This is a genomic window from Streptomyces sp. NPDC059895 (genome assembly GCF_042731035.1).
GTDB lineage: Bacteria > Actinomycetota > Actinomycetes > Streptomycetales > Streptomycetaceae > Streptomyces.
The window spans coordinates 194,500-215,653 of record NZ_JBHWKO010000007.1; the positions used below are offsets into that span (position 1 = coordinate 194,500).

Here is a 21,154-nt window from a genome sequence, read left to right on the forward strand (position 1 = left end):
CCCCGTTGCCGTGCCGCTGGTTGGGCGACCCCTTGATTCCGTCCGACGCCTTCGGGGTCGGCAACAGCAGCCACTCGACCTCGTCGGCCAGGTTCGGGCCGTGGCCCCCGCCCTTCCGCTTGGCAGGGTGCTGTGAGCCGCCGTTCTTGCCGATGTTGCTGGTCGGGGTCTTGAGCAGGGTGTTCGGCGGGCCAGGCGGTGAGGAAGGTCCGCTCGCGGCGGTGCGGTGCCCCGATGTCGGAGGCCCGAAGCACGAGCCACTTCGCGTCGTACCCGAGGTCGGCCAGGGATCCGAGTACGGCATCGAGTGCCCGCAGAGGAGGCTGGCCTGCGGTGTCTCTCAGACACCACGGGCAGAGTTCCACGTCGCCAGGGGAACCGGCGGGGGAGGTGAGGAGGCCGCGGACATTTTCGATCACTACCAAGCAGGGTCGGAGGGCCTTGACCGCACGGGCGACGTGCAGCCACAGCCCGGAGCGGGTGTGGGCGTTGAGTCCGGCCCGGCGGCCGGCGACCGAGACGTCTTTGACAGGGGAAGCCCGCCGTCAGGACGCACACCCGGGGGACGGTGGACCAGCCGACGGCCGTGATGTCACCCAGGTTGGGCACCCCGGGCCAGTGCCGGGCCAGGATGCGCGAGGCGTCCGGATTGACCTCGGCGTGCCAGGCCGGCGTCCCGCCGAGGGCGGACTGCACACCGAGGTCCAGCCCGCCGTAACCCGAGCACAGCGAGCCGATCAGCGGAGGGCGCGCGATGGTGGTCTGCTTGTCACCGGCTCCGAACGATCAGGCCCGCAGGAGTTGTGTCTGCCTGGGCGGTAGGCGGAGGCGGGACCAGAGGGGGAGCTGCGTTCGTGGACCGGCTGCGGGCGGCACGGAGCCGAACAGACGGAGGCGACACGGTCTCCGACGCGGCGTGAAGGGAGGTGGTTGCTTCGCGCAGTGCCGTATCCGCCGTGCCGAGCGCATCGTCCATTACCCGCACCGCGGCCTCCCGGGCATCCTGGGCATCGGGCTGGTCGCGGAGATGGTCGATCTGGTCAAGGAAGGAGAGCTGGTGGGCGACCGCCCCGAGGGCGGAGGCCGCCTCGCCGGCGGGGCGCACAGCAGCAGCGAAGCCGGTGATGATCCGGGCGGTGTGGAACTCGTGCTCCTGGGCTGCGGCACGGAAGAGGGCCTCGTTGCCCAGATCGGTGATCAGCTCGCCGAGTTCGGAGATCTGCTTAGTGACGGCGCCCACGTCGGGCGAGCGGTGGCGGCTCCCGGGAACCGGGAGCTTGCCACGCTGGCCGTCGAAGGCTGAGGCCGTGGTACGCATGGCACGGATGTCAGAGCTGGGGGTGCTGTTCATGGTGATGTCCAAGAGAGAGGGCTTCAGCTGTGGCCGCGTGAGGGCGGCCGTGCAGCGGCCGGGGTGGGCACAGAGCCAGGCCGGGCCGAGGGCGGTGGGGTTGGGCGCGGCGTGCTGCGGGTGAGGGCGGCGTGCACCCGGGCCGGAGGTGGCCCGTCCGGCACGGGCGCGGAGGCCGGCGTTTCCGGGGCCGGGTTGCCGTTCGCGGTCTCCCAGCGGGCGCGCACCTCGTCGAGTGGACCGAGCGCGTGCAGGGCATGGTTGATCAGCCGACCGGGGACGAGGGCTTCGTCCTCGGCCAGAGCCCGGACGGCACGCGCGGAGGCGGCTGCGGTGCGCGTGAGGGAGGAGCGCATCACCCGTTCCCCGAGCCATTCGGCGCTGCCGGCACCCACGCCGTCGCAGACGGCGGTCAACTGCTCGCCCGACAGAGTGCCGTCGGCCAACAGGCCGCGCCGCTGCGCTTCCCAGAGCAGGGTGATCCGGTCTATGGGTTCGCCCCGGTGGTGCAACGCGCCGAGGCACCGGTAGAGCTGCCCGTGTGCCGGGTCGGCGAAGTCCCCCGGCCGCAGCCAGGCCACCACCTTCTCCATGGCCATCGGCTGCTCGACGAGGACGGCCAGGAGGAACCGCTCGTCCTCGGCGACCTGTTCGGCCCGGATCGGCGGCGGGGCGGCCGAGGCGGTGGCCGGCGGGGTGGCGGGAGCGACCGGACGCGGCTCGGTTCCCCAACGCCGCGCGAGATCGGTGAGTACTCCGGACAGGACGTCCGCCGAGCGCAGTGCTCCGGAGACCTCACCCTGCAACGCGTCGGCCCGAGCCACCTGGTGGAGGCGGATGGCGTGCTGGGTGACGGTGCGGTGGATCGCTCCCTCCAGCACCATGCGGCCGTACACCGGGGCATGTTCGGGGTGCGGACATGCCTGGACCAGGGTGTGGGCGTATGACGCGGTCAGCCCCCGGACGTGACGGCTGGCCTTGTCGACCGCGTCGGTCACCCACGACAGCGGCACCGGCCCGTTGGACTCGACGGCGGGGTGGCCGTCGCTCCGAAGTGTGCGGAGCGCGGCGAACAGCGCTTGGTGGACCGGTCGGTAGAAGTGATCCGGGGAGAGCCAGTCCAGGTGTGAGAGCTGGTACGGGTCAAGGAGCACGGAGCCGAGGACCGCCTGTTCGGCACTCAGCAGCGGGTTCATAGCCGGCCTCCGGCGTCGTCGGACGTGGAGGACTCGCACTGCTGAGTACGCAGGCCTGCGACCGCCCGGTTGGCAGCGGCTATCGCCTGGGCGAAGTCGTCCAGTGCGGCGGTGAACGCGGGATCGGAGGTGGGAATCGAGCCGGCCCCGCTGACCAGCCACCACCGGCCTTCGCGCAAAACGATCGACGAGCACGGCAGCCGCCCCGAACGCGGTGTGGGCGCGCTCATGCCGAAAGCCCGGACTCGTCGTGGCCGATGGTCTTCGCGAGGGCCCGCTCGGTGATCGCCTTCGTGGCGCGGGCGGAGGCAGGCCCGACCACCTTGGCGGAGGGCTCCTTGTACCAGGGCTTGAGGTTGAGCATGGCGACCCGTATGCCGGTGGCCAGCAGCAGCACCTTGCCCTTGGGCAGGGCGCGGATAGCGTCGGGCGGCAGGATCCGCTCGGTGCGCATGCTCACTGAGGTGGACTTGCCACCCTCGCTCGTCGACACCGAGGCGGTCTGGACGTCGTGGTCACCGACCTGCCTGCTGAGACGGTCGGCGAAGTCGGCGTCGTCGATGCCCGATCCGATGATCTTGATGGTGGCGGCGGAGTACAGGGCGTCCATGCCGGCCTCGCCCCAGCACCGCTGGCCTTGCCGGTAGGACTGCAGGATCGTCATGGGGATGACGCCCCGGCTGCCCAGGTGGCTGTACAGGTCAGGGAGATCCGAGATGCGGCACACGTTGGCGGCCTCGTCCAGGACGCACAGCGCGGGCGGGTCGAGCCGCCCGCCGGAGCGCTCGGCGACGACCACGGCCGCGCGCATCACGGCGTCGGCCGCCGCCGCGATGATCGCGCTCGCGCTGCCGCCACCGTCCTTGCTGAGCAGGTACAGGGTGTCGCGGGAGGTGGCGAAGGAGAAGGGCTTGAACTGGGGCAGATCCTCGTTCGGCGTGACCCAGGCCGCGACGTCCGGGTCGAGCAGGCAGCTCGCGTACTGCCGCGCCGTCTCGTAGATGCCGTCGCGCGTCTCGGTCGCGCCCGACACGGTGCCTTGGAGCTGGGCGGCGACCGCGTCGTGGCCGGCATCGGTGAGCAGGTCCACCGGGGTCCGGTCGGCCGGCATGGCGAGCCAGGCCAAAACATCGGTGATCGGCCGGTGGTGGCTCGCGGCGGCCAGGAACAGCGCGCCGAGGGTGTTGCTCGCGGCGGTGGACCAGAAGTCGGAGCCGCTCGACTCGTCCACGCTCGCGGCTACGAAGTGCCCGGCGAGCCGCTTCGCCCCGGCCAGATCACGGGCGTCGGCCAGGATGTCCCACCACATCTCGCGCGGATGGTGGGCGATCTGCTGGGGGTCGAGCGTCCAGATCGTGCCGACCTTGGCGCGGGCGTCCACCGTGGCGGTGAAGGCGTCGTTCGCGGCCTTGTTACTGGTGAGCAGGACCGGGCCGGGAGCCGAGAGGATCGCGGGGATCGCCAGGCCGGAGGTTTTCCCGCTTCGCGGGGCCATGATCGCAACGATCACGTCCTCCCAGGAAGCGCGGACCTCGGCACGACCGGGGTCGAGAGTGCCGAGCAGAATGCCGCGGTCAGCGGGAGCGACCTCTTTTGCACTCCAGGTCGCCCAGGGACGGGCGCAGGCTCTTCGCCTTCGCGGTGATCTCCTTGTCCAGCAGCGGTGCGAGGTCGGCCCGCCGGGCGAGACCGGACTTGGAGCCGGAGCGCTGGCGCGTCCACAGCACCACGCCAGCGGTGATCAGGGCCAGGGTGAGTAGGCCGGGGACGACGCGGGCGCCGACCAGCAGCGCGGCGGGGCTCAGAGCCGGCCACAGCACCTCGGGGTGCAGCAGGCCGTCGGTGGCGCGGAACGGGGACCACGATCCGCTGCCGACGGCGGCGTTGGTGAGGTTGCCGGTCAGCCAGGCGAGCGAGCCGAAGGCCATGGCAGCGCCGAGGACGCCGAACAGGAGGTAGAGAAGCGCGTCCGACCCGGTGGTGGTCGACGGCGCGCTGGTGCGCGGGGAGGGCACGGCGGTTCCTTGGGTGTGCGAGTGGGCGGGGGCGGGGCACGCTCGGCTCTCGTGCAGCTCACGGGCTCACTCCTCCTTGGGGATCGAGCGAAACGGTTCAGCGTCGGCGGGTGACGGGTCGTGCCGCCGACGGGGGCGGCGCGGCGGCCGGGGGGCTGGTCGGCGACGACGGCCGTCGGGGGCCGACCTGCGGCGAGGAGGTACGGGCGGCACGCTGCCGGTCCGCTTCCGGATCCCGGGCGGAAGCCGGTCCGGGAACCGCATCCGCGCCGAGGACGTCGTCGAGCAGTTCCCGGGTCCGCAGGACGTTGACCCTCTCGTGGTGCCGGGGGTCGGTCCGCTCGGCAGGGCACGCGGCAATCCCGTCCTCGGCGACCTCCAGTTGTTCCTGGACGTCTTGGAGCATCGCGTGGGCGGCGGCCAGCCGCGTCCAGGTCTCGAAGGCGGGGTGGTGGTGCGGATCGTCGAACGCCAGACGGACGCGGGTCCACTCGGCTGCGGCGGCGACGAGTTCGGTCAGCTTAGGCAGAGACCCGCCCAGCGCACCGTTGACCTCCTCGATGATCCCCGCGACCTCGTCGGGCGTCGCGTCCTCGGTGAGACGGGCGATCATCCCAGGAATGGAGTACGGGTCGGCGGAAGCGCTGGGCAGGTGACGGACCTGCAGTGGCCTGTCGGGGCCGTGGGCGAGCCGGATGTTGTGCTGCATCGCGGCGCCTACGGCGTCGCCGATGCTCGGATAGAAGTCGGGCACGAGTGCTCCCTGGTGGTTGTCGTGGGCGACCAAGCCGGGTGCGTGTCGGATCACCTCCGCGGACCAGGGGCGTGCGGAGGGCGTGCGGCCGCGCTGTGATGTGTCGCTTCGCCGCCGAGGGCCGGGGAGACCTTGGCCTTCGCCGCTGCGGGCGATGTGGCCAGAGCAGTCCGGTGTTCGGGCAGCTTCGGGGGGTGCGTTCGCCTCTCGGTCTGAGGCTGCGCGCTGCAGACACGGCGCAGCTCGTCCTCGGAGTGGATGAGTTCCGACTGCGCCGAGCTGACGAACTCCGAGGCGGAGCCGAACCGGTCGGCGAGCGCGTATGCCTCGCCATCGAGGTCGTTGATCTGCTCGCCCGCTACCTCCAGCGCTTCCCGCAGACGCTCCAGAGCGCCGTGCTCGGGGTGAAGGAGGTGGTCGACCGCTTGCTGGAGGTCGGCACCGTTCTCGGCCGACCTGATCCGGTCCGTGATCCGGAGGAGTTCCGCTCCGGCGGTGTAGGGGCCGAGGGAGTATGCCGGAGTGCTCATCCGGGCCGTGTCGAAGGAGGGAGGGAGGTCGACGCTGTAGCGGGCGGCGCGGAGCATCTCGGCTGCGTGGGTGGCGATGGCGACCTTGTCGGCGATTGGGGTGGTGGTGGGAAGGCGATGGCGTCGGCCGTACCAGTCGTCGATCTGCTGAAAGCCGGCGTGCTTCAGGAGCGAGGCGGATAGCTCGTCGGTGGCACCCTTTGCCACGACGCTGCCGCTGAACTCGGAGGTGATGGTGATCGAAGGAGCAGGCACGTGAGCCTCCTGAGCGCTGGGGACGAACCGTCAGGGAAGGAGGATGCGTCGAATCCGCGATTTGGCCCGGCCGAAGACTGCTAGTAGTGCACCGTTTCGCCAGGACTGGGAATACTCCGATGGGGGAGTGCCGCCCACCTGCCTCCGCAGAACCGGCACCCGATGCCCAAGGTGTGATGTCTCAGCTAAGCAATGTCGTGGCCTGACCCGGTGCGGCTGGGAAGCGAGCCGCCGGGCTGTCTCCAGAACCGAACCCGGCGACCTTCGCGTGGTGGCGTGCTGGAATGTGATGGATGCTGGCAAGTAGCCGGGGCAGGTGTGTGAGGGTGCTCCTGTCCGCTGTCTTCCTCGGTGATTGCCATGGCCTCATCCACGCATCCCCGTCCGTCCTCCGCGCCAGCACCGGTTGCGGCGCTGGCGGCGGAGCTGAAGCGTGTGCAGACGGAGAACAGGCAGCTCAGGCAGGCGCTCGCCTCGCACGCTGTCGTCGACCAGGCCATCGGCGTCCTGACCGTGCTGGGTCAGGTCAGCCCTGCCGACGGGTTCACGGTGCTGCGGGAGGTTTCCCAGCACACCAACATCAAACTGTCCGCCGTCGCGGAGTACCTGCTCAAGCACGCGCAGGGCGCGGCACTGCCCGACGTCCTTGTCGGGGAGCTGCACGCGGCCCTCGCCCGCCACGCCACCGGCTCACGCTCCGGCCGCTGACAGCAGGCCGCCGCGTCTCCTACGGGGGCCGGCGTCAGGCGCCCGCGCGGCCGGCGACGTCCGCGAGAACAATGCCGGCGGTGATGCGTTTACCGACCGGCTCGCGCTGCGCTTCGAAGCACTGGGCGACGGCCATCACGATTTCCAGGCCGTGCTGCCCGACCCGGCCGGCGTCCGCGGCCCGGGCCACCGGCAGCACTGGATCGGAGTCCCACACCACGACCTCGACCGTCTCGCCCACGATGCGGAGATCCATCAGCACCGGTCCGGGCGCGTACTTGCGGGCGTTGGTGACCAGCTCGCTGACGACCAGCTGTGTCAGGTCCATGGCGCGCTGCGAAACCGGCACGCCGTGCTCGGCCTGCACCCGGGTGAGGAAGTCCGCGGCCAAGTGGCGGGCCTGGGCGATGCACGCGCCGTCCCCTTCCAAGGCCACAGTGGTCTGTATGAGCCGGCCGCCAGGCATCGGGCTGTCTTCCCGTTTCGGGACTGGTTCCACCACGGCCGCCTTCATTCCCTGTCCACAACTTCCCACGTGTGCCCGCGCACGCGCGGATCATGCATGCGTACATCCGTTGCCTCGGCCACTCAAAGACGTCGCCGGTACCATGCCGACGGGCGGCACTGCGCGTCGAAGAACTGAGTGTGCCAGGATCACGGGCATGGCTGAGGAAGAGATGACGGACACCGAGCGCGCTGAGCAGCCCGGCCAGCTGTCGGCCGTATGCACCGAAACCGACGGCATCCGCGTCGTGACCCTGGCCGGAGAGATCGACCACCACACCGGCGACACGCTCCGCCACGCCCTGGACGCCTCCGGCGTCCTTCGCCCCCGCATCGTCGTCGACCTGCACCAGGTCACCTTCATGGACTCCAGCGGCATCAACATCTTCATCGCCGCCCACCGAACCCTCAGCGAGGCCGGCGGCTGGCTCCGCCTGGCCGCTGTCCGCGAGTCCGTGATGCGCACCCTGAGCATTGTCGGCGTCGACGCCGTCATCGACTGCCGTGAAACGCTTCGCCAGGCCCTCACCGTCTGAGGTTCCCAAGGCCAGCGGTGGCAGCCGACACGCGCGACCGAAGTAGTCAATGATCTTGAGTGGCGTTCTGGTCGGGCCTCTCCAGGTATTCGGGCCAGTCGAGGTTGCGGCAGAGGCTCGGGCGCCACACGGGCACGAAGACCCCGAGCGTCTTGCGCCGCCCTCTGGTGGTCGTGTCCACCGCGTGCTCGCAGACCGCTGCTGTTCAGGGAGTTCCGGGCATGGCTGACACCCCGCACCCGTCGTCGCTGGGAGATGCGGGGTGTCACGTCCGTGCCTTACGTAACGGCCATGGAACTCGCTCCTTATGGGTGTTGGATCAACGGGGGCGGGAGAACGCGACGCGGGGGTCGACCGGCTGGGCCGCCGCAGCGGGGGCGACGGGCGTGGGGACCGGTGCCTTGCCCGGGAGGCCGGCACGGGCCGGACTGGTGGCGAGCGCGGCAGCGCTGACCGGAGATGCGCGGGATGTGCCCTGGCTGCGCTCACGGGACGTGGCCGTCGTGACGGCAGGACGGGGGCGCGCTGCTACGTCCTGGGCGAGGCGGGGTTGCACCGCGACCCGCATGCCGGACCGGTGCAGCGACAGCGTGGCGTCGGCGACCTTTCCCAGTGCCTCGTCCCGGCCGGTGGTGGCGGGCAAGGTGTAGATGTCCAGGTTCGGGTTGTGCCGCCAGCCGTTTTCCACCAGGGCGAGTCCGGTGAGCCCGGAGGTCCGGTCGTCAATGGCCGCGACAACGCCGAGCCGGGGATGCTCGGCGAAGGCGACATCGGGTTCACCGAGCGGGACCCGGTCGCGGGCGGGCACCGCATCGGATGCAGGCGCGGGCTCGAACGCGGCGTCCACGTCGACCTGATAGCCGGACTTGCGCAGCAGCGCGACTGCTTGGGCCGTACGGCCCCGTCCGTCACGTTCCTGATCGGCCAGTGCGTACAGCGTCGGCTGGTTCGGAACAGGGTGGAAGTCGAACCGCTCCAACATCCACGTACTGGCTGCGCGGTTCTGCGGGTTCGCGGCGACGATGCCGTGGACGGGGTGGTGGCCGAAGGCAAGATCGGGCAACACGTCGTAGTGACTGGGCATGGCGGATCCATCCGGCGTCGGCTCGGTCGCAGTGGTGGTCGAGGGCCGATTCGCTTCTGCCGGTGCGGTACACGAAGGTCTCCAAAGCGGTGGGTGGTCAGCGACCGCGGGCGGACTCGGGGCGTGTGGACGGCAGCGCGGTGCGCGCGGACGGTTCCGTCGGCGGGCGGATCGGGACCGTGCGCTGTCCGAGTGACGGTGAAGGTGCGAGAGCGGCGCTCACCCGCGGTGAGGCAGAGGACGACGGGCCGGTCCGGCTCGCCTGTGCCGCAGCCTGCTTTGGGTGGGCTGTGTGGCGGTCGGCCAGGTCGTTGCGTATCGCTCGAAGCTCGACGGCGTAGGAATCCAGGTCTTCGGCGATGAGGCGTAGGCGGGTCGCGTAGCGGTGATCGGATGTGTCGCCGAGGCCCTCCCACAAGTCGGCCGTCGTGTCGAGGATCTCGACGATCCGCTGGAGGACGCCGTCGCCGGGAGCGGTCAGTTCGCTCAGCGAGGCGACGGCTTCGCTCGGGTGCGTCGCCGCCTGGACGGACTGGGCCAGGTGCCCGAGACGGTCGCCGAGACTCATCTCGTGGCCCCGGGTAAGAGGGAGGCTGGGGTCCAAGAGGGCAGGGTCGCCGGCGAGGTGGAAGCCCTCGGCCTGCAGCATGTCGAAGGCCCGGGTCACTGCCAGCCGCTGCTTGGCCGGGTCGGTCATGGCTGAGGGAAGGCGGTAGTGGTGCTTTCCGCCGAACGCCACGGCGGGAACGAAGCCGGCGCGGTGGAGCACCGCGCCGGCGGCGTGTTCCTCGGGGGATCGTTTCTGCTCGCCTCGCCGAGGCACGCCAAGTCGGTCCAGGCGTGCGTCGACGGCTGCGAGCAGATGCGGGACACTGCCGCCGTGCTGGGCGTGGGGGCCGTCGGGGTCCGAGTCGTAGATCACCTCGTACATCGCGGGCTCGGCGGACCGGTGGCGGGTCACCGTCCAGCTCTCGGGTGACTCGGGGTGCTCGGAGGGCGGTTCCTGCGGGGGCGAGATGATCAGCGAACTGCCGTCGGGAAGCTCGGCGTGGACGATGTAGTCGCTGAGGCCGTACTCGACGGTGCACTCCAGGCCGCGCTGCCGGAGGGGAGCAGTGAGGTGGCCGTACCGGTGCCTTTGTTCGGAAGCGCGGCTCACGGGCGGGAAGTACGACGCGCTGATCCACGCGAGGACGCGCGATCCCTCCTGCTCGAAGGTGACGAGGGTGTTTTCGGGGTGCATGGGTGTTCTCTGTAGCCGGATGCCCCGGGCCGGCGGCGTGAGCCGCAGGCGCGTGGGGCTGGATGGGGAGCGGTGATCCATGAGGATCCGGCGATCGGTCGGTGCGGTGCTGCCGCGACTGTGCTGGGAGCGTCAGCGGCAACGACCGGGGGCCGGCGGATTCGACGTCGGGGGCACGGGAGGCGAAGCGGGCGGGACACCGCGGGCGTCGGGAGCGGACCGGGTGAGGGCCACGCGGGCGCGTTCGGTCTGCGAGGGTTGTTCGGCGTCCGCCCGGTCGGCCAGGTACTCGGCGGCCCGGACGAGCGCTGGTCCCTGGTAGGACAGCTCGTGCGCGTAGTGCCAGCCCTCGGTGTTGCGGTGCTCCTCCGCACGCTCCTGATAAAGCTTGCGTGAGCCCGGGAGCGAGGCGTCCATGAGGTTCATGACCTGGTCCCACTCGTGGCGGAGCTGACCTGCTCGTTCGAGGATGGTGTCGATCCCGCGCAGCCGCCGGAGGTCGTCGCTGATCGGCCCCTCGACGTGGTCGGAACTGTTGGCGGCGGCGCGGACTGCGGCCAGTACCTCGGGGCCGTGGTCCAGGAAGACCTCGACGTGTTTCCACGCCTCGGCGTCGCGCTGCACCTGGCCGTCCGCGTAGGCGTCCTCGTCGAGGGGCCAGCCGTCCTGATCGCAGAAGGAGTCCGAGACCGCATCCCAGGCGTCGGAAGCCCGGTTGATGCCGGCGGCTGCGGAGGCCAGTGCCGGGAGGTGCTGCCGCCACTCTGGGCGACCGGTGGTAGCCGGCGGCGGGTTCTCGGCCGACGCGGGAGAAGAGGAAGAACTAGACATGATTGCACCTTGTTCCTGTGCTGGTCTTCACCGTGAGCTTGACAGCGGGCGAACGGGGGCCGGCTGCGGACGAGCGGACTCGGTCGGTGGACCGGTGGAGACCTCTCGTGCCGAGACAGCCGGAGAGGTACGGGCTGCCGCTGCTGCTCGAAGCGAGCGGATCTCGTGGCTGATGCCCTCGCCCACGAGGTGCAGCTCTTCGCCGAGATCGGCCAGGCGCTCGGCGAGGACGTCCAGCTCGGCGGCGCTGCCCCGGGCACCGTGGGTGCGGCACCACTCGGAGGCGGTTTCGAGCGCTTGGTGCAGTTGGGCCACCAGGCCGAAGTCGCCCGTGAGGGCCGTGGAGAACAGCTCATTGAACTCTTCGGGACGGGCGGCAGCGAGACGGTCGTTGCAATCGGCGATCGGTTTGCCGATGCGGGAGAGTGCGGCCGGAGTTCGGACGTTTCCGAGTGTTCGGTGGTCTGCTGGCGATATGGTCGAACGCAAGGGATAACTCCAGTACAGACAGGGCTGGTTGAGCTAAGCCGACATGCGGGCATCGGTGTCGAACAGCTCGCGTTCGGCCGGGTGCAGGATGTGCTGGGTGATGAAGGAGCGGCCGGCGACCTTCCACAGGCCCCGGCCTTTGGTCAGGGCGGACACCGCCTGGGTCTCGACGCCGGTCAGGCCGAGTAGGGAAGCGGCTGCGGCGAGCTGGTCGGGCTCCTGGCGGTAGATGATGCGGGTGGAGCAGTCGGCCAGGAGGCCCTCGGCCAGTACCCGGCCGCGCGAGCCGGCATCGCCCGCTGAGAGCAGGTCTGACAGCCGGTGGATGACCATGAGGTTCGCGATGCCGAGGCCACGGCTGAGCTTCCACTGTGACTGCATGCGTTCGAGCAGGCCGACGTGCCGCATCAGCCGCCAGGCTTCGTCGTAGATCACCCAGCGTCGGCCGCCGTCGGGGTCGGCGAGGGCGGACTCCATCCACGCGCTCGCGCAGGTCATCGCGAGGACCAGCGCGGTGTCGTCGCCGGAGCCGCCGAGGCGGGAGAGGTCGATGGACAGCATCGGCGTGGTCGGGTCGAAGGCCACCGTGGACGGGGCGTCGAACATGCCGCTGAGGTCGCCGTGTACCAGGCGGCGCAGGGCGTGCGCGAGGTCCTGGGCGGCGGACCCGAGGTGCCCGGCCTGGTGGCCGAGGGCCCGGTCGAGGCGCTCGGGCGAGCCGAGGGCCTGCGCGATCTCGCCGAGCAGGGGCACCGTGTCACGGGCGGCTGCCTCGGCGACGACCAGATCGAGGGCCAGGTCCAGGGCGGTGTGCTCCATCGGCAGGAGATCGCGCTTCAGTACGGTGCGCGCCAGACTGGCCAGGAGCAGCAGGCGGCGCTTTCGGACCTCGGTCGTCCAGTCGTCCTGGCTGACGGAGGCGGGCCGGGCCGGCGCGTCCAGCGGGTTCAGCCTGCCCGGCAGCCCAGGGCCCAGCGCGATGCTGTAGCCGCCGAGGGCCTGCGCGACGGACGTCCACTCGCCCTTGGGGTCGCAGGGGATGTAGATCCGGTAGCCGTGGGCGATCGACCGGGTGGCGATGGACTTTGCGAGCGCCGACTTGCCCATGCCGATGATCCCGGCGAGGACCGCGTTGGGATTCGTGAAGCCCTCGATCCGGCCACTGCTGTACAGCGAGAAGGGGTCGAAGCAGAAGGCGGCTTCCGCGTGGACATCACGGCCGATGAAGACGCCTTCCGCCCCCAGGCCGCCCTCGGCCACGAAGGGATAGGCCCCCGAAGCTGTGGCGGTGGTCATCCGGTGGGCGGGCAGCCTGAGCTTGCCGCCCCGGGCCGAGGCCGGACCGGGACGGCCGGCCGCTGGGTAGGCCGACCGCAGTTCCGGGTCGAAGGTCTCTTCGGCACGGTGCTTGGGCGGTGTACCGGCGAGGCGGGCCTGGCGGCGGGCCTCGGCGAGACCGGCTCGGGCGGCCCTCCGCTCGGTTCGCGATGCCTTGTGGGGGACGAACAGGGGGGAGGCGCTGGCGCGGGTGCGGGGCATGAGTGTTCCTCCAGGCGGGGTGGGTCAGCGGCGGATGAGGCCGGTGAACGGTGCGTGCAGGTCGGCTGGTGTCGTGCGGCGGCGCACCAGATGTGCGGTGCGCTGGTGGCGTTGGCAGATGGTCAGCTCCGGCGCCCCTTCGGGCAGGCCGGCCTGGCACACCTCGGGTTCGGGCACCTCGCCGGAGTCCGGCCGGGGCGCCGCGTGGTAGGCGGCGTGGATGTGGTCGGCGGCCTGCCAGATTCGGGTGCGCGCGGTGCGGAGCTGGTCGCCTTCTACCGGGACGAGCTGACCGGTGCGGGCGGCATGGGCATCGAGCAGCCCGCACAGTGCTATGAGGTGGGCGTGCAGGGCGTCCAGCTCGGCGCGCGTGGTGACGAGCGGGCCACCGGGGAGGTTGAGCGCGCGGTGGAAGTCGATCGCGGCGGTGGCGAAGGGCACGAAGTCCTGCGCGGTCGGGCTGGCGGTGCGGGACATGGGGGTGCTCTTTCGAAGGGGGTGGGTGTCAGGCGGCGAGCGCGAGCGGCATGGCGGCGGCGGTGAACGCTTCGGCCTGCTGCCAGGTCAGCGGCCGGAGGTCGAGCTGGGCGCCGACGGCGGCGGTCTCGACGACCGCGCAGGCGGTGCGCAGTTCGTCCTCGGAGTCGGCCGAGACGGTCAGCAGGCCTGTCAGGGCGACATCGGCGTGGCCCGCGATGAGCTGGCGCTCACGGGACTTGATGTCCTGGTACTCGATCGAGTCCGCCTCGGAGTCGACCTGGCCGCGCCGGGCCCGCTCGGCGGCATCGGCGATCACGCTGGCCTTCTTGCGCTGGACATCGCGCAGGGCGGCGTCCAGTCCCTTCGGTTCGTACGACAGCGACAGGGTGCGCCGGACCCCGCCGGTGAACAGGAGCTGGTGCAGGAAGCCCGCCGACGTCTCGGTCCTGGGCCAGTTCTCCACCCAGTACGTGGCGTGGACAGCCGAGTCGGTCGCGATGTGGTCCGCTTTCTCGACGACCACAACCGGCCCGGCGGCGGCGGGCTCGGCCTCGGGACGGTCGGCGGGTGACCAACGGTCCAGCATCGCGAGGGCCTTAGGGTCGTAGGCGGTGCGTACGACGGCCGCGATCTCGCGGGCGGTGAGCCAGCCGGTGGGGTTGAGCCCGGCGGTCCGCGCAGCCTGGTCGAAGGTGGAGGTCAGCTGTGCCAGAACGTTGAAAGAGCCCGCCAGGCCGCAGCCGGCTTGGTTGATCAGGCGTCGCGCCGCCTTTGTGTCCAGCGACACCGCGACGTACGCCTCGTGCGGGGCCGCCGCCGGGCCCGCGCTCTGGATCAGCTCGCTGTAGATCGCGCCGGTCGTGGGGGCATTCGGCTGGCCGTGCTCTTCCCAGTAGCGGCGAAGCGCGTCGCCGGAGTCCGGGACGGTGCGCTCGATGACCTGGATGCGGGCGATCTGCCCGGTGCGGGCGAGCGCGGCCAGCGCGCGTCCCCAGCCGCCCACGTTGGCCTGCTGGGTGCCCGGGTCGAGCAGCGCGTAGGCACGGGAGGAGACCTTGACCACGGCGGTCAGGGTGCCGCTGTGGGGATCGTGGACCGCACCGTACCGGCCGTCGGGGGCGGTGGCCACGCGCAGACTGGCGGCGGTGCCGGGCAGGTGGAGGAGACCCTCGCGGGTCGGTCGGCGGGAGGGCCGGGTGAGCCAGATGAGCTGGCCCCGAATCCGGCGCAGGACATACCGGGTGAAGATCGGCGCCCAGTCCGCCAGGGCACGGCCACGGTGACGGGCGAAGACGAGGAGGGCGATGACGGCCCACAGCGGGATGAGCTGCAGAGCGCCGACCACGCCGCGGGCGAGGACCACCGCGAGCAGGAGAAGGCCGGTGAGGCCGGCGGCGATCAGTTGCGGGGCGGTCAGGCCGAGCAGGATGCCGCGCCTGCTGCGGTGGGGGAACTTCACGGTGGCTGTAGGGGGCTGGTCCTTGCCGGACATGGTGGTTCCAGACGGTTGGAGCGGGCGGAGGGCGGGGCGCGCGGCGCTCTTCTGGAAGGCATGGCAGAACCCTTCTGCTGGTCGGGTGGGGGCGGGCCGTGGAGTACAGCCCACCCCCGGGTGTGGTGCGTCAGGAATCCGACGGCGGCTGGGTGGGGAACGCCCAGTTCGTCGGCGTCGGAGAACCGGCGGCCGAGGGCGCGGGGTTGGCAGGCGGCACGGAGGTCATGCTGCCGCCCGGCGTCGACGCACCGGCGAGATGATCGGAGCCGCCGGTGATGCCCTGGGCGGTCGTCGCCTCCGCCCCTTTCGCTTCGTTCTCGCCGGGACGCGTGATGAGCGGCGGGATGCCGGGGCGCTGGACAAGGGCCTGGCCCTTGTCGCCGGTGGCGTTCGGGTCTTCGCCGTAGCGGAAGCGGGTCTGCGGCTTGGGCGGACCCGCGTCGATGCCCTCCTTGCTGAGGCTGCCGCCGGAGGGGTTGATGCCGGAGGCGACACCGTCGGTGCCCGCACCGGGGAGCTGGTTCGGACCCTGCGGGGCGGGCGTTCCGCTGCCGGCCTGCATCGCCAGGCTGCCCGCGGTCTTCGCCGCCCCTGCGGCGACTGCCATGCCGGCGACGCCGGTGCGGTGCAGGTCGTCGTGACCGCCACCGTCGCTGGCCCAGTGAACGAACTTGTACGTTGCGTACGGGCACAGGAGTACCAGGACCATCACGACGATGCCGGCCATCGCGTCGGACAGGGCCGACATACCGTCGCTGGCGTCACTCTTGCCCATGGCCGAGACACCGATCAGGAAGACCACGGTCATCAACAGCTTGGAGACCACCAGGGTAGCGGTGGCCTCGATCCAGCCGCGCCGCCACCGCTTGGCGACCTCCCAGCCACCGCCGGCCCCGGCGAACACGGCGAGGGCGACCATGACCAGGACACCGACCTTGCGGGCGACCATGACACCCCAGTACAGGAAGGCGCCGATCGCGCAGCCCACGGCGACCAGGGCCGGGACGCCCCAGCCCAGGCCGTACATTGCCCCCAACTGGTTGACCTTCACCACGCGGCGTATCGCGTCGTCGACCGAGGTGTTCGCTGCCTGGAACAGGCCGTCGGACAGGGCGTCCACCACGGTGATGGCGACGGTGGTGAAGGCGATGGCGCAGAAGCTGAACAGGACGCCGGTCATGGTGCCGATCGCCGCTTGGGCCAAGGCGCGCTCGTCCCGCCGCCAGGCGGCGAACATGAGCTGGATGCAGAACGTGCCGACGGTCAGCGCGAGCCCGATGGGCAGCAGCAGCTCGTAGCTGTCCCGGAACCAGCCGGCGTTGAGGTCGATGGCGGTCGTCTCGTTGACGGCCTTGGCGGCGAGATCCGCCGCGCTGGCCGCCAGTTCGCCCGCCGACTTCGCGATCCACGCGCCGATGCCGTCGGTGACGGTGCCGGCGGGGTTGGTGGCGAAGTCGACGGCGCCGCACACCTTGTCCATCAAGGGAAGGTCGCAGACTGCCATGTGGGTACCTCCTTCCTTACGTGAGGGGTCAGGGCGAGACGGACGGCATGACGCCGACCAGGGCGCAGGGATGGTCGGGCCGGCACTGGACCGCGAGGGTGGTGGCGCGGCTCTCCGTACCGCCGGCGGGCGAGCCCTTCCAGGCGATCGACTGCTTGCCGGAGACCGTGACGGCGTAGACGTACGCCTGAGTGATCGCGCCGGGGTCTTCCTGAAGGGCCTGGGTGAACGCGTCCGGGAAGTGCCCCTCGTTCACCTTGGCGGTGGCGAACTGGCCGTTGGCGGCCATCTCCTTCCACAGCACGGCCGAGGGGACGACCTCATCGACCGAGCCGGGATCGGTGTACTTCGCCTCCGTGGTCAACCACCCGCGCAAAGCCTGCCGCAGCTCGGTCCGCGAGTACGCGCGGGTGTCGTAGGACCACAGCGCTGCCGCGGCTGCCTTCCCGAACGTGATCGGGTCGCTGGTCTTCGGCGGGACCGGAAGAACACGAGAACCGGTGTGCGGTGTGACCGATCCGGACGGCGACGCGGAGGGAGAGGCAGCCGTGGACGACCTCGACGGTGGATCAGGGGTTTCGGAGGCCCGTCCGTCGCGGGTGAGGTAAGCGGTCAGGCCAGCGATGGCGACGAACAGGATCAGGACGACGGTGCCGAGCAGCGCCCGGCGGCGCACCCGAAATGCGCCGCCGGGGTTCGAGGAGTGCGAAGCCATCAGTGGACCTGCGTCCCCAGTGTGCTGAAGAACGCCACCACACCGTTCGCCGCACCGATCAGAAGGGCCGCGCCGGCGCTCACCAGCACGCCCTTCTTCCCGTTCGCCTCCGCCTGGTGGCCGCCGGAGTGGTGGCCCCAGGCCCACACGCCCGCGCTGAGGGCGAGCGCACCGACCACAGCGACGAGGCCGAACAGGTTGATCGAGCCCATCACTTGCTTGAGGACGGACAGACCTGGCAGGCCGCCCTCGTTCGGCTTGATCCCGGGATCGTAGGCGAGCTGGATGACCTGGTCAGTTAGATACATCATTGCGAACTCCAGTTCGATTCATGGCGCGCCGAAGCCCGTCGAGGCCAAACGGCGGTGTGAAGAAAAAGGGGAAGGGGCGGCGTCGGTCAGACGACTCGGCGGGCCGCGAGAATCTGCGATTTCCAGGACGCGAGGGTCGTGATGCGGACCACGTCACCGGTGTGCGGGGCGTGCACGATCAAGCCCTGCCCGATGAACATGCCGACGTGCTCGGGCACGGCAGCCGTCCCTCCCGTGAAGAGAAGGTCACCCGGCTCAAGGGCGTCGACCGAAACCGCCTTGCCCTCCTTGACCTGCGTGTATGTCGTCCGCGTCAGCGTGACCCCGGAGGCCTTGTACGCCTGCTGCATCAAGGACGAGCAGTCGCACCGGCCCATCGCGTCCGTACCGTGGGAGTCCTTGCAGGTCCCGCCCCACTGGTACGGCGTGCCGAGCTGGCCGAGCGCCCACCGGATCGCCGTCTGGACCCTCGCAGGAGCGTCAGACGGGATCTCGTACTCGGCCGGCACCGCGCCGGCCGGGATGGTGCCGAAGTCGGTCCCGTCCCCGTCCGCCGAACAGCCACCCGCGGCGCTGAGCGAAGCCGCGCCGGTGCCGGATGAGCCGGACCGCGAAGGACTCGACGACCCATCATCGGCCTTCGGCAGCAGCGGCTCGATGGCCTTCTGCAGGGCGGTGGCCAGGGGCTCCCACTTCGCGTATGCCTCGGGGTAGGCCGACCGCTGCACCGCCTGGGCGGCCTGGGCGATGGACAGGGACTGCCAGCCCGAAACCTTCTGGAGCCCTTCGTAGAACTTGGTCGAGGCATGCACCGGGTCGAGGATCTGGTCCGCCGTGCCCCAGCCCTGCGAGGGACGCTGCTGGAACAGGCCCAAGCTGTCGCGGTCGCCGTAGGTCAGGTTCCGCAGGCCGCTCTCCTGCAGGGCGGTGGCCAGGGCCACGACCTGTCCTCGGGCCGGGATGCTCATCGCGACGCCGGTGGCCTGGATGGTCTTGGCGTTCGGTACCTGCTCGGCTGGGTCGGCGAGGCCCGGCACGGAGACCGAGCCCTTGTCGCCGCCGTTCAGAATGGCCTTCACCTGGGTGGCGACAGCGGCGGTGTCCACAGCCTGTGCGCCGTCGGTCGAGCAGGAGGCCGAGGCGGTTCCGGCCCCGATGGCGAGAAGGGGAACGGCCAGCAGCAGCGGACCGGACACGCACAGACCCAGGACGGCTCCGGTGGTCTTCTTCATCGCCGCCGCCGTTCACTGAGGCGGCGGTGCCGGCCTGGTGACGGCGGAGGTTCGGGGCGCGGACGTATCAGGGCATGCTGCATCGCAGCGGCTCCTCGGTGTTCGTAGGAGACGCGGTGCCGACTTCTCGTGCAAAGCCGTCGGCACCGCGCCGATGTGCATCCGCCGCTCGGGCGGGCCCGGGTCAGGGGAGTCGGTAGCTCCCGGACACCGGTGTCAGGCCATGCGCGGCAGCCGGCCGCGCTCGTAATCTCAGGCAGTACACCGAAGCTCCTGGCGGCGTGGGGAACGAAGGACGATGCGCCTAATCCGCTGCTCGTTCGGAGGAAACAGCGCGGACAAGCGCAGGTCAGCGGGGGTGAAGCGAGGCTCCGGTCCGGTGACACGGCGAGACAGTAGACCGGGATTCCGGCCGTGCCAAACGACTCCCGGACCCAGGCTCGCAGCGCGGTCCACCTCGTTAGGCCCGGCCGGACATCGCCGCTAACCTCCGGCACAACCCCGCCCGAGACGCACACCGTTGAGTGCTGTCCGGAGCGGGCCCAACACCCCTGTGCCCTGAAAGAGGCCCTCCACATGAGCTACACGCTGCACCGAGGCGACGCCCTCACCGTGCTGAAGTCCCTCCCGGACGAGAGCGTCAACGCCGTGATCACCGACCCCCCGTACAACTCCGGCGGACGCACCAGCGCGGACCGCACCGGCCGCACCGCACGCGCCAAGTACGTCACCAGCAACTCGGCCCACGACCTCGCCAACTTCCCCGGCGAGAACCGCGACCAGCGCTCCTACCGCTCCTGGCTCACCGAGCTGCTCACCGAGGCGTACCGGGCGGCCACCGAGCATTCGGTCGCCATGGTCTTCACCGACTGGCGCCAGGAGCCAACCACCACAGACGCCCTGCAGATGGCCGGCTGGACCTGGTCAGGAACGATCCCCTGGATCAAGCCCGCCAGCCGGCCTCGCAAGGGCGGACCGAAGCAGGACGCCGAGTTCATCGTCTGGGGCGTCAAGGGCTCCCTCGACAACACACGCGACCTCTACCTGCCCGGCCACTACATCGCCTCCCAGCCCCGAAAGGGCCGCGTCCACATCACCCAGAAGCCGGTCGAAATCATGCAGCAGCTCGTCCAGGTCTGCCCCGAAGACGGCGTCGTCCTCGACCCGTTCGCCGGCAGCGGCACCACGGGTGTCGCCGCACTGCGCGAGGGACGCCGCTTCGTAGGTGTCGAGCTGTCCTCCCACTACGCCGACGTGGCCGAGCAGCGGCTCCGCGCCGAGTTGACGAAGGACGACTTCGACCTGGCCGGACCAGAGGCATGACCATGAGAGCGGAACACCCGGGGCCGGCGGGACGCAGACGCCGAAGGGCGGCTGGAGCATCGAGTAACCGATGCGCCAGCCGCCCTCCTCGTCGCATCAGGCCGCCTCGAACGCCCGCCGGATCAACGGCGCCGCCTTCTCCAGGTCGGCCGCCGAGCCGAGCCGCACCTCCAGATCCCCGGTCCCCAGGTGTCCGATGCCGCGCATGTCCCGGCTGAAGCCCTCCTCCAGCGCAACCGAGTCCGGGTTGAGTCTGAGGTAGACCAGGATCGTCTCGTGCTTCGGACGGAAGAGCACCGATGCCACGTTCACCAGCCGCCGGTAGGCGATGTAGTGCCGCAGGGTCGCGACTTCGACCTCGCCCCATGCCGTGAGTGCCTCGTCCAGCTCCCCGTACAGGTCCCGCAGGCACTCGGGAACGAGGCCGGCACCCGTCGGCGAAGGAGCCGCCGGTACCGCCGGCGCGCTGTCGACCACCGTGTCCCGCCCCCGATTCCGCCGGGACGAAGCGGCGTTCGGTGAGCGGGGCGAGGAGTCGACGAGGGTCAGGGCCAGCAGGCCGCCCTCGAACACCCGGTAGCGCACCAGGTCGATCCGTTCGGGCAGCCACTGCACAGCCACGAGGTCGTGGTGGGAGAAGCCGGCCGCGATGCAGACCATCCGCGGTCGCCGCCAGTCGATCGATTCGGCGGCCTCCGTGCCCAGCACCTTCCGGACCAGCGCCTCGAACTCGTGCTGCGCCGAGCGTAGCCAGGACAGATACGAGACGGCCTGCGACAGGACCCCGCTGTCGGAACCCTTCTTCAACTCGATCACCACCGGGCTGCCGTTCTCATCCAGCCCCAGGGTGTCGATCCGCCCCCGGTGCCACGGCCCCGTCGGATACTCCGATGCCAGGAACCGGATGCCGAGCATCGCCTCCAGGCCGGCCTCCACCCGCCGTTGCAGCTCTACCTCCAGCGCCACCGTTGACCCCAGAAGCTCGACGTCCTGGCCATCGGCGTTCTGCCGGAACAACATCAGATCAGCCACCAGCATCCCCCTCCCGCGATCAGTACA

General features: G+C 70.6%; 20 protein-coding genes and 3 pseudogenes. 4 read left to right on the top strand and 19 right to left on the bottom strand.

Annotated elements, in window-relative coordinates; all coding sequences use genetic code 11:
- Positions 1 to 203 precede the first annotated feature (203 nt).
- Both ACFV9M_RS11330 and ACFV9M_RS11335 read right to left on the bottom strand, forming a co-directional pair.
- Positions 204 to 470 (bottom strand): annotated as a pseudogene (locus ACFV9M_RS11330) (DNA cytosine methyltransferase); the annotation flags it as partial.
- Positions 471 to 585: 115 nt separating this feature from the next.
- A pseudogene (locus ACFV9M_RS11335) lies at positions 586 to 696 on the bottom strand (DNA methyltransferase); the annotation flags it as partial.
- 220 nt (positions 697 to 916) lie between these two features.
- Between ACFV9M_RS11335 and ACFV9M_RS11340 the strand changes: the two are divergent.
- Complete coding sequence (locus tag ACFV9M_RS11340) at positions 917 to 1,303, top strand: hypothetical protein (protein ID WP_385062722.1); 387 nt, start codon at positions 917 to 919, stop codon at positions 1,301 to 1,303.
- 71 nt (positions 1,304 to 1,374) lie between these two features.
- On the opposite strand, the gene ACFV9M_RS11345 is transcribed toward ACFV9M_RS11340, so the two are convergent.
- The 4 genes and pseudogenes from ACFV9M_RS11345 to ACFV9M_RS11360 all read right to left on the bottom strand — a co-directional run bounded on the left by ACFV9M_RS11345 (position 1,375) and on the right by ACFV9M_RS11360 (position 6,101).
- Positions 1,375 to 2,547, bottom strand: a complete 1,173-nt coding sequence (locus ACFV9M_RS11345) for a DnaB-like helicase N-terminal domain-containing protein (protein ID WP_385062720.1) — start codon at positions 2,545 to 2,547, stop codon at positions 1,375 to 1,377.
- Positions 2,548 to 2,773: 226 nt separating this feature from the next.
- Positions 2,774 to 4,562: pseudogene (locus tag ACFV9M_RS11350) on the bottom strand (type IV secretory system conjugative DNA transfer family protein).
- Between the two features lie 97 nt (positions 4,563 to 4,659).
- Positions 4,660 to 5,316 carry a hypothetical protein gene (locus ACFV9M_RS11355; protein WP_385062718.1) on the bottom strand — a complete coding sequence of 219 codons (657 nt, stop codon included), beginning with the start codon at positions 5,314 to 5,316 and terminating at the stop codon, positions 4,660 to 4,662.
- 50 nt (positions 5,317 to 5,366) lie between these two features.
- Positions 5,367 to 6,101: a hypothetical protein gene (locus ACFV9M_RS11360; protein ID WP_385062716.1), complete on the bottom strand. Its 735-nt coding sequence runs from the start codon at positions 6,099 to 6,101 to the stop codon at positions 5,367 to 5,369.
- A gap of 435 nt (positions 6,102 to 6,536) precedes the next feature.
- Between ACFV9M_RS11360 and ACFV9M_RS11365 the strand changes: the two genes are divergently transcribed.
- A complete protein-coding gene (locus ACFV9M_RS11365; protein ID WP_385062715.1) occupies positions 6,537 to 6,809 on the top strand; it encodes an ANTAR domain-containing protein in 273 nt (90 codons plus the stop codon).
- A 34-nt stretch (positions 6,810 to 6,843) separates the two neighbouring features.
- Here ACFV9M_RS11365 and ACFV9M_RS11370 read toward each other — a convergent pair whose 3' ends face one another.
- Entirely contained in the window at positions 6,844 to 7,323 is a 480-nt protein-coding gene (locus ACFV9M_RS11370; RefSeq protein WP_385062714.1) for an ATP-binding protein, read from the bottom strand.
- Between the two features lie 148 nt (positions 7,324 to 7,471).
- Between ACFV9M_RS11370 and ACFV9M_RS11375 the strand changes: the two genes are divergently transcribed.
- The gene (locus tag ACFV9M_RS11375; protein WP_385062712.1) at positions 7,472 to 7,849 is read left to right on the top strand and encodes an STAS domain-containing protein; all 378 of its coding nucleotides are present in this window, start codon (positions 7,472 to 7,474) and stop codon (positions 7,847 to 7,849) included.
- A gap of 319 nt (positions 7,850 to 8,168) precedes the next feature.
- On the opposite strand, the gene ACFV9M_RS11380 is transcribed toward ACFV9M_RS11375, so the two are convergent.
- The 11 genes from ACFV9M_RS11380 to ACFV9M_RS11430 all read right to left on the bottom strand — a co-directional run bounded on the left by ACFV9M_RS11380 (position 8,169) and on the right by ACFV9M_RS11430 (position 18,772).
- A complete protein-coding gene (locus tag ACFV9M_RS11380) occupies positions 8,169 to 8,933 on the bottom strand; it encodes a hypothetical protein (RefSeq protein WP_385062711.1) in 765 nt (254 codons plus the stop codon).
- Between the two features lie 97 nt (positions 8,934 to 9,030).
- Positions 9,031 to 10,176, bottom strand: coding sequence for a hypothetical protein (locus tag ACFV9M_RS11385; RefSeq protein ID WP_385062710.1), 1,146 nt, complete (start codon positions 10,174 to 10,176; stop codon positions 9,031 to 9,033).
- 132 nt (positions 10,177 to 10,308) lie between these two features.
- Complete coding sequence (locus ACFV9M_RS11390; RefSeq protein WP_385062709.1) at positions 10,309 to 11,007, bottom strand: hypothetical protein; 699 nt, start codon at positions 11,005 to 11,007, stop codon at positions 10,309 to 10,311.
- A 27-nt stretch (positions 11,008 to 11,034) separates the two neighbouring features.
- Entirely contained in the window at positions 11,035 to 11,496 is a 462-nt protein-coding gene (locus ACFV9M_RS11395; RefSeq protein ID WP_385062708.1) for a hypothetical protein, read from the bottom strand.
- Between the two features lie 33 nt (positions 11,497 to 11,529).
- Positions 11,530 to 13,035, bottom strand: a complete 1,506-nt coding sequence (locus ACFV9M_RS11400) for an ATP-binding protein (protein WP_385062707.1) — start codon at positions 13,033 to 13,035, stop codon at positions 11,530 to 11,532.
- A 24-nt stretch (positions 13,036 to 13,059) separates the two neighbouring features.
- Complete coding sequence (locus ACFV9M_RS11405) at positions 13,060 to 13,512, bottom strand: DUF6238 family protein (RefSeq protein ID WP_385062705.1); 453 nt, start codon at positions 13,510 to 13,512, stop codon at positions 13,060 to 13,062.
- Positions 13,513 to 13,540: 28 nt separating this feature from the next.
- Positions 13,541 to 15,007: an SCO6880 family protein gene (locus ACFV9M_RS11410; RefSeq protein WP_385062703.1), complete on the bottom strand. Its 1,467-nt coding sequence runs from the start codon at positions 15,005 to 15,007 to the stop codon at positions 13,541 to 13,543.
- A 130-nt stretch (positions 15,008 to 15,137) separates the two neighbouring features.
- Entirely contained in the window at positions 15,138 to 16,514 is a 1,377-nt protein-coding gene (locus tag ACFV9M_RS11415; protein WP_385062701.1) for an ATP-binding protein, read from the bottom strand.
- Between the two features lie 28 nt (positions 16,515 to 16,542).
- Positions 16,543 to 17,229, bottom strand: a complete 687-nt coding sequence (locus ACFV9M_RS11420) for a hypothetical protein (protein WP_385062700.1) — start codon at positions 17,227 to 17,229, stop codon at positions 16,543 to 16,545.
- Positions 17,229 to 17,537, bottom strand: coding sequence for a DUF6112 family protein (locus ACFV9M_RS11425; RefSeq protein ID WP_385062896.1), 309 nt, complete (start codon positions 17,535 to 17,537; stop codon positions 17,229 to 17,231). Before ACFV9M_RS11425 ends, ACFV9M_RS11420 begins: the two co-directional genes overlap by 1 nt.
- Positions 17,538 to 17,626: 89 nt before the next feature.
- On the bottom strand, positions 17,627 to 18,772 hold the full coding sequence (locus ACFV9M_RS11430; protein WP_385062699.1) for a C40 family peptidase: 1,146 nt from the start codon (positions 18,770 to 18,772) through the stop codon (positions 17,627 to 17,629).
- Between the two features lie 576 nt (positions 18,773 to 19,348).
- Between ACFV9M_RS11430 and ACFV9M_RS11435 the strand changes: the two genes are divergently transcribed.
- Entirely contained in the window at positions 19,349 to 20,095 is a 747-nt protein-coding gene (locus ACFV9M_RS11435) for a DNA-methyltransferase (protein WP_385062698.1), read from the top strand.
- 96 nt (positions 20,096 to 20,191) lie between these two features.
- On the opposite strand, the gene ACFV9M_RS11440 is transcribed toward ACFV9M_RS11435, so the two are convergent.
- A complete protein-coding gene (locus tag ACFV9M_RS11440) occupies positions 20,192 to 21,127 on the bottom strand; it encodes a DUF5655 domain-containing protein (protein ID WP_385062696.1) in 936 nt (311 codons plus the stop codon).
- Positions 21,128 to 21,154: the final 27 nt, after the last annotated feature.

Bases quoted from the DNA above. Each gene is read 5' to 3' on its own strand.
- ACFV9M_RS11345 (WP_385062720.1), bottom strand. From the start codon at position 2,547: ATGAACCCGCTGCTGAGTGCCGAACAGGCGGTCCTCGGCTCCGTGCTC.
- ACFV9M_RS11435 (WP_385062698.1), top strand. From the start codon at position 19,349: ATGAGCTACACGCTGCACCGAGGCGACGCCCTCACCGTGCTGAAGTCC.
- ACFV9M_RS11400 (WP_385062707.1), bottom strand. From the start codon at position 13,035: ATGCCCCGCACCCGCGCCAGCGCCTCCCCCCTGTTCGTCCCCCACAAG.
- ACFV9M_RS11415 (WP_385062701.1), bottom strand. From the start codon at position 16,514: ATGGCAGTCTGCGACCTTCCCTTGATGGACAAGGTGTGCGGCGCCGTC.
- ACFV9M_RS11370 (WP_385062714.1), bottom strand. From the start codon at position 7,323: ATGAAGGCGGCCGTGGTGGAACCAGTCCCGAAACGGGAAGACAGCCCG.
- ACFV9M_RS11420 (WP_385062700.1), bottom strand. From the start codon at position 17,229: ATGGCTTCGCACTCCTCGAACCCCGGCGGCGCATTTCGGGTGCGCCGC.
- ACFV9M_RS11390 (WP_385062709.1), bottom strand. From the start codon at position 11,007: ATGTCTAGTTCTTCCTCTTCTCCCGCGTCGGCCGAGAACCCGCCGCCG.
- ACFV9M_RS11425 (WP_385062896.1), bottom strand. From the start codon at position 17,537: ATGTATCTAACTGACCAGGTCATCCAGCTCGCCTACGATCCCGGGATC.
- ACFV9M_RS11410 (WP_385062703.1), bottom strand. From the start codon at position 15,007: ATGTCCGGCAAGGACCAGCCCCCTACAGCCACCGTGAAGTTCCCCCAC.
- ACFV9M_RS11405 (WP_385062705.1), bottom strand. From the start codon at position 13,512: ATGTCCCGCACCGCCAGCCCGACCGCGCAGGACTTCGTGCCCTTCGCC.
- ACFV9M_RS11380 (WP_385062711.1), bottom strand. From the start codon at position 8,933: ATGCCCAGTCACTACGACGTGTTGCCCGATCTTGCCTTCGGCCACCAC.
- ACFV9M_RS11375 (WP_385062712.1), top strand. From the start codon at position 7,472: ATGGCTGAGGAAGAGATGACGGACACCGAGCGCGCTGAGCAGCCCGGC.
- ACFV9M_RS11385 (WP_385062710.1), bottom strand. From the start codon at position 10,176: ATGCACCCCGAAAACACCCTCGTCACCTTCGAGCAGGAGGGATCGCGC.
- ACFV9M_RS11430 (WP_385062699.1), bottom strand. From the start codon at position 18,772: ATGAAGAAGACCACCGGAGCCGTCCTGGGTCTGTGCGTGTCCGGTCCG.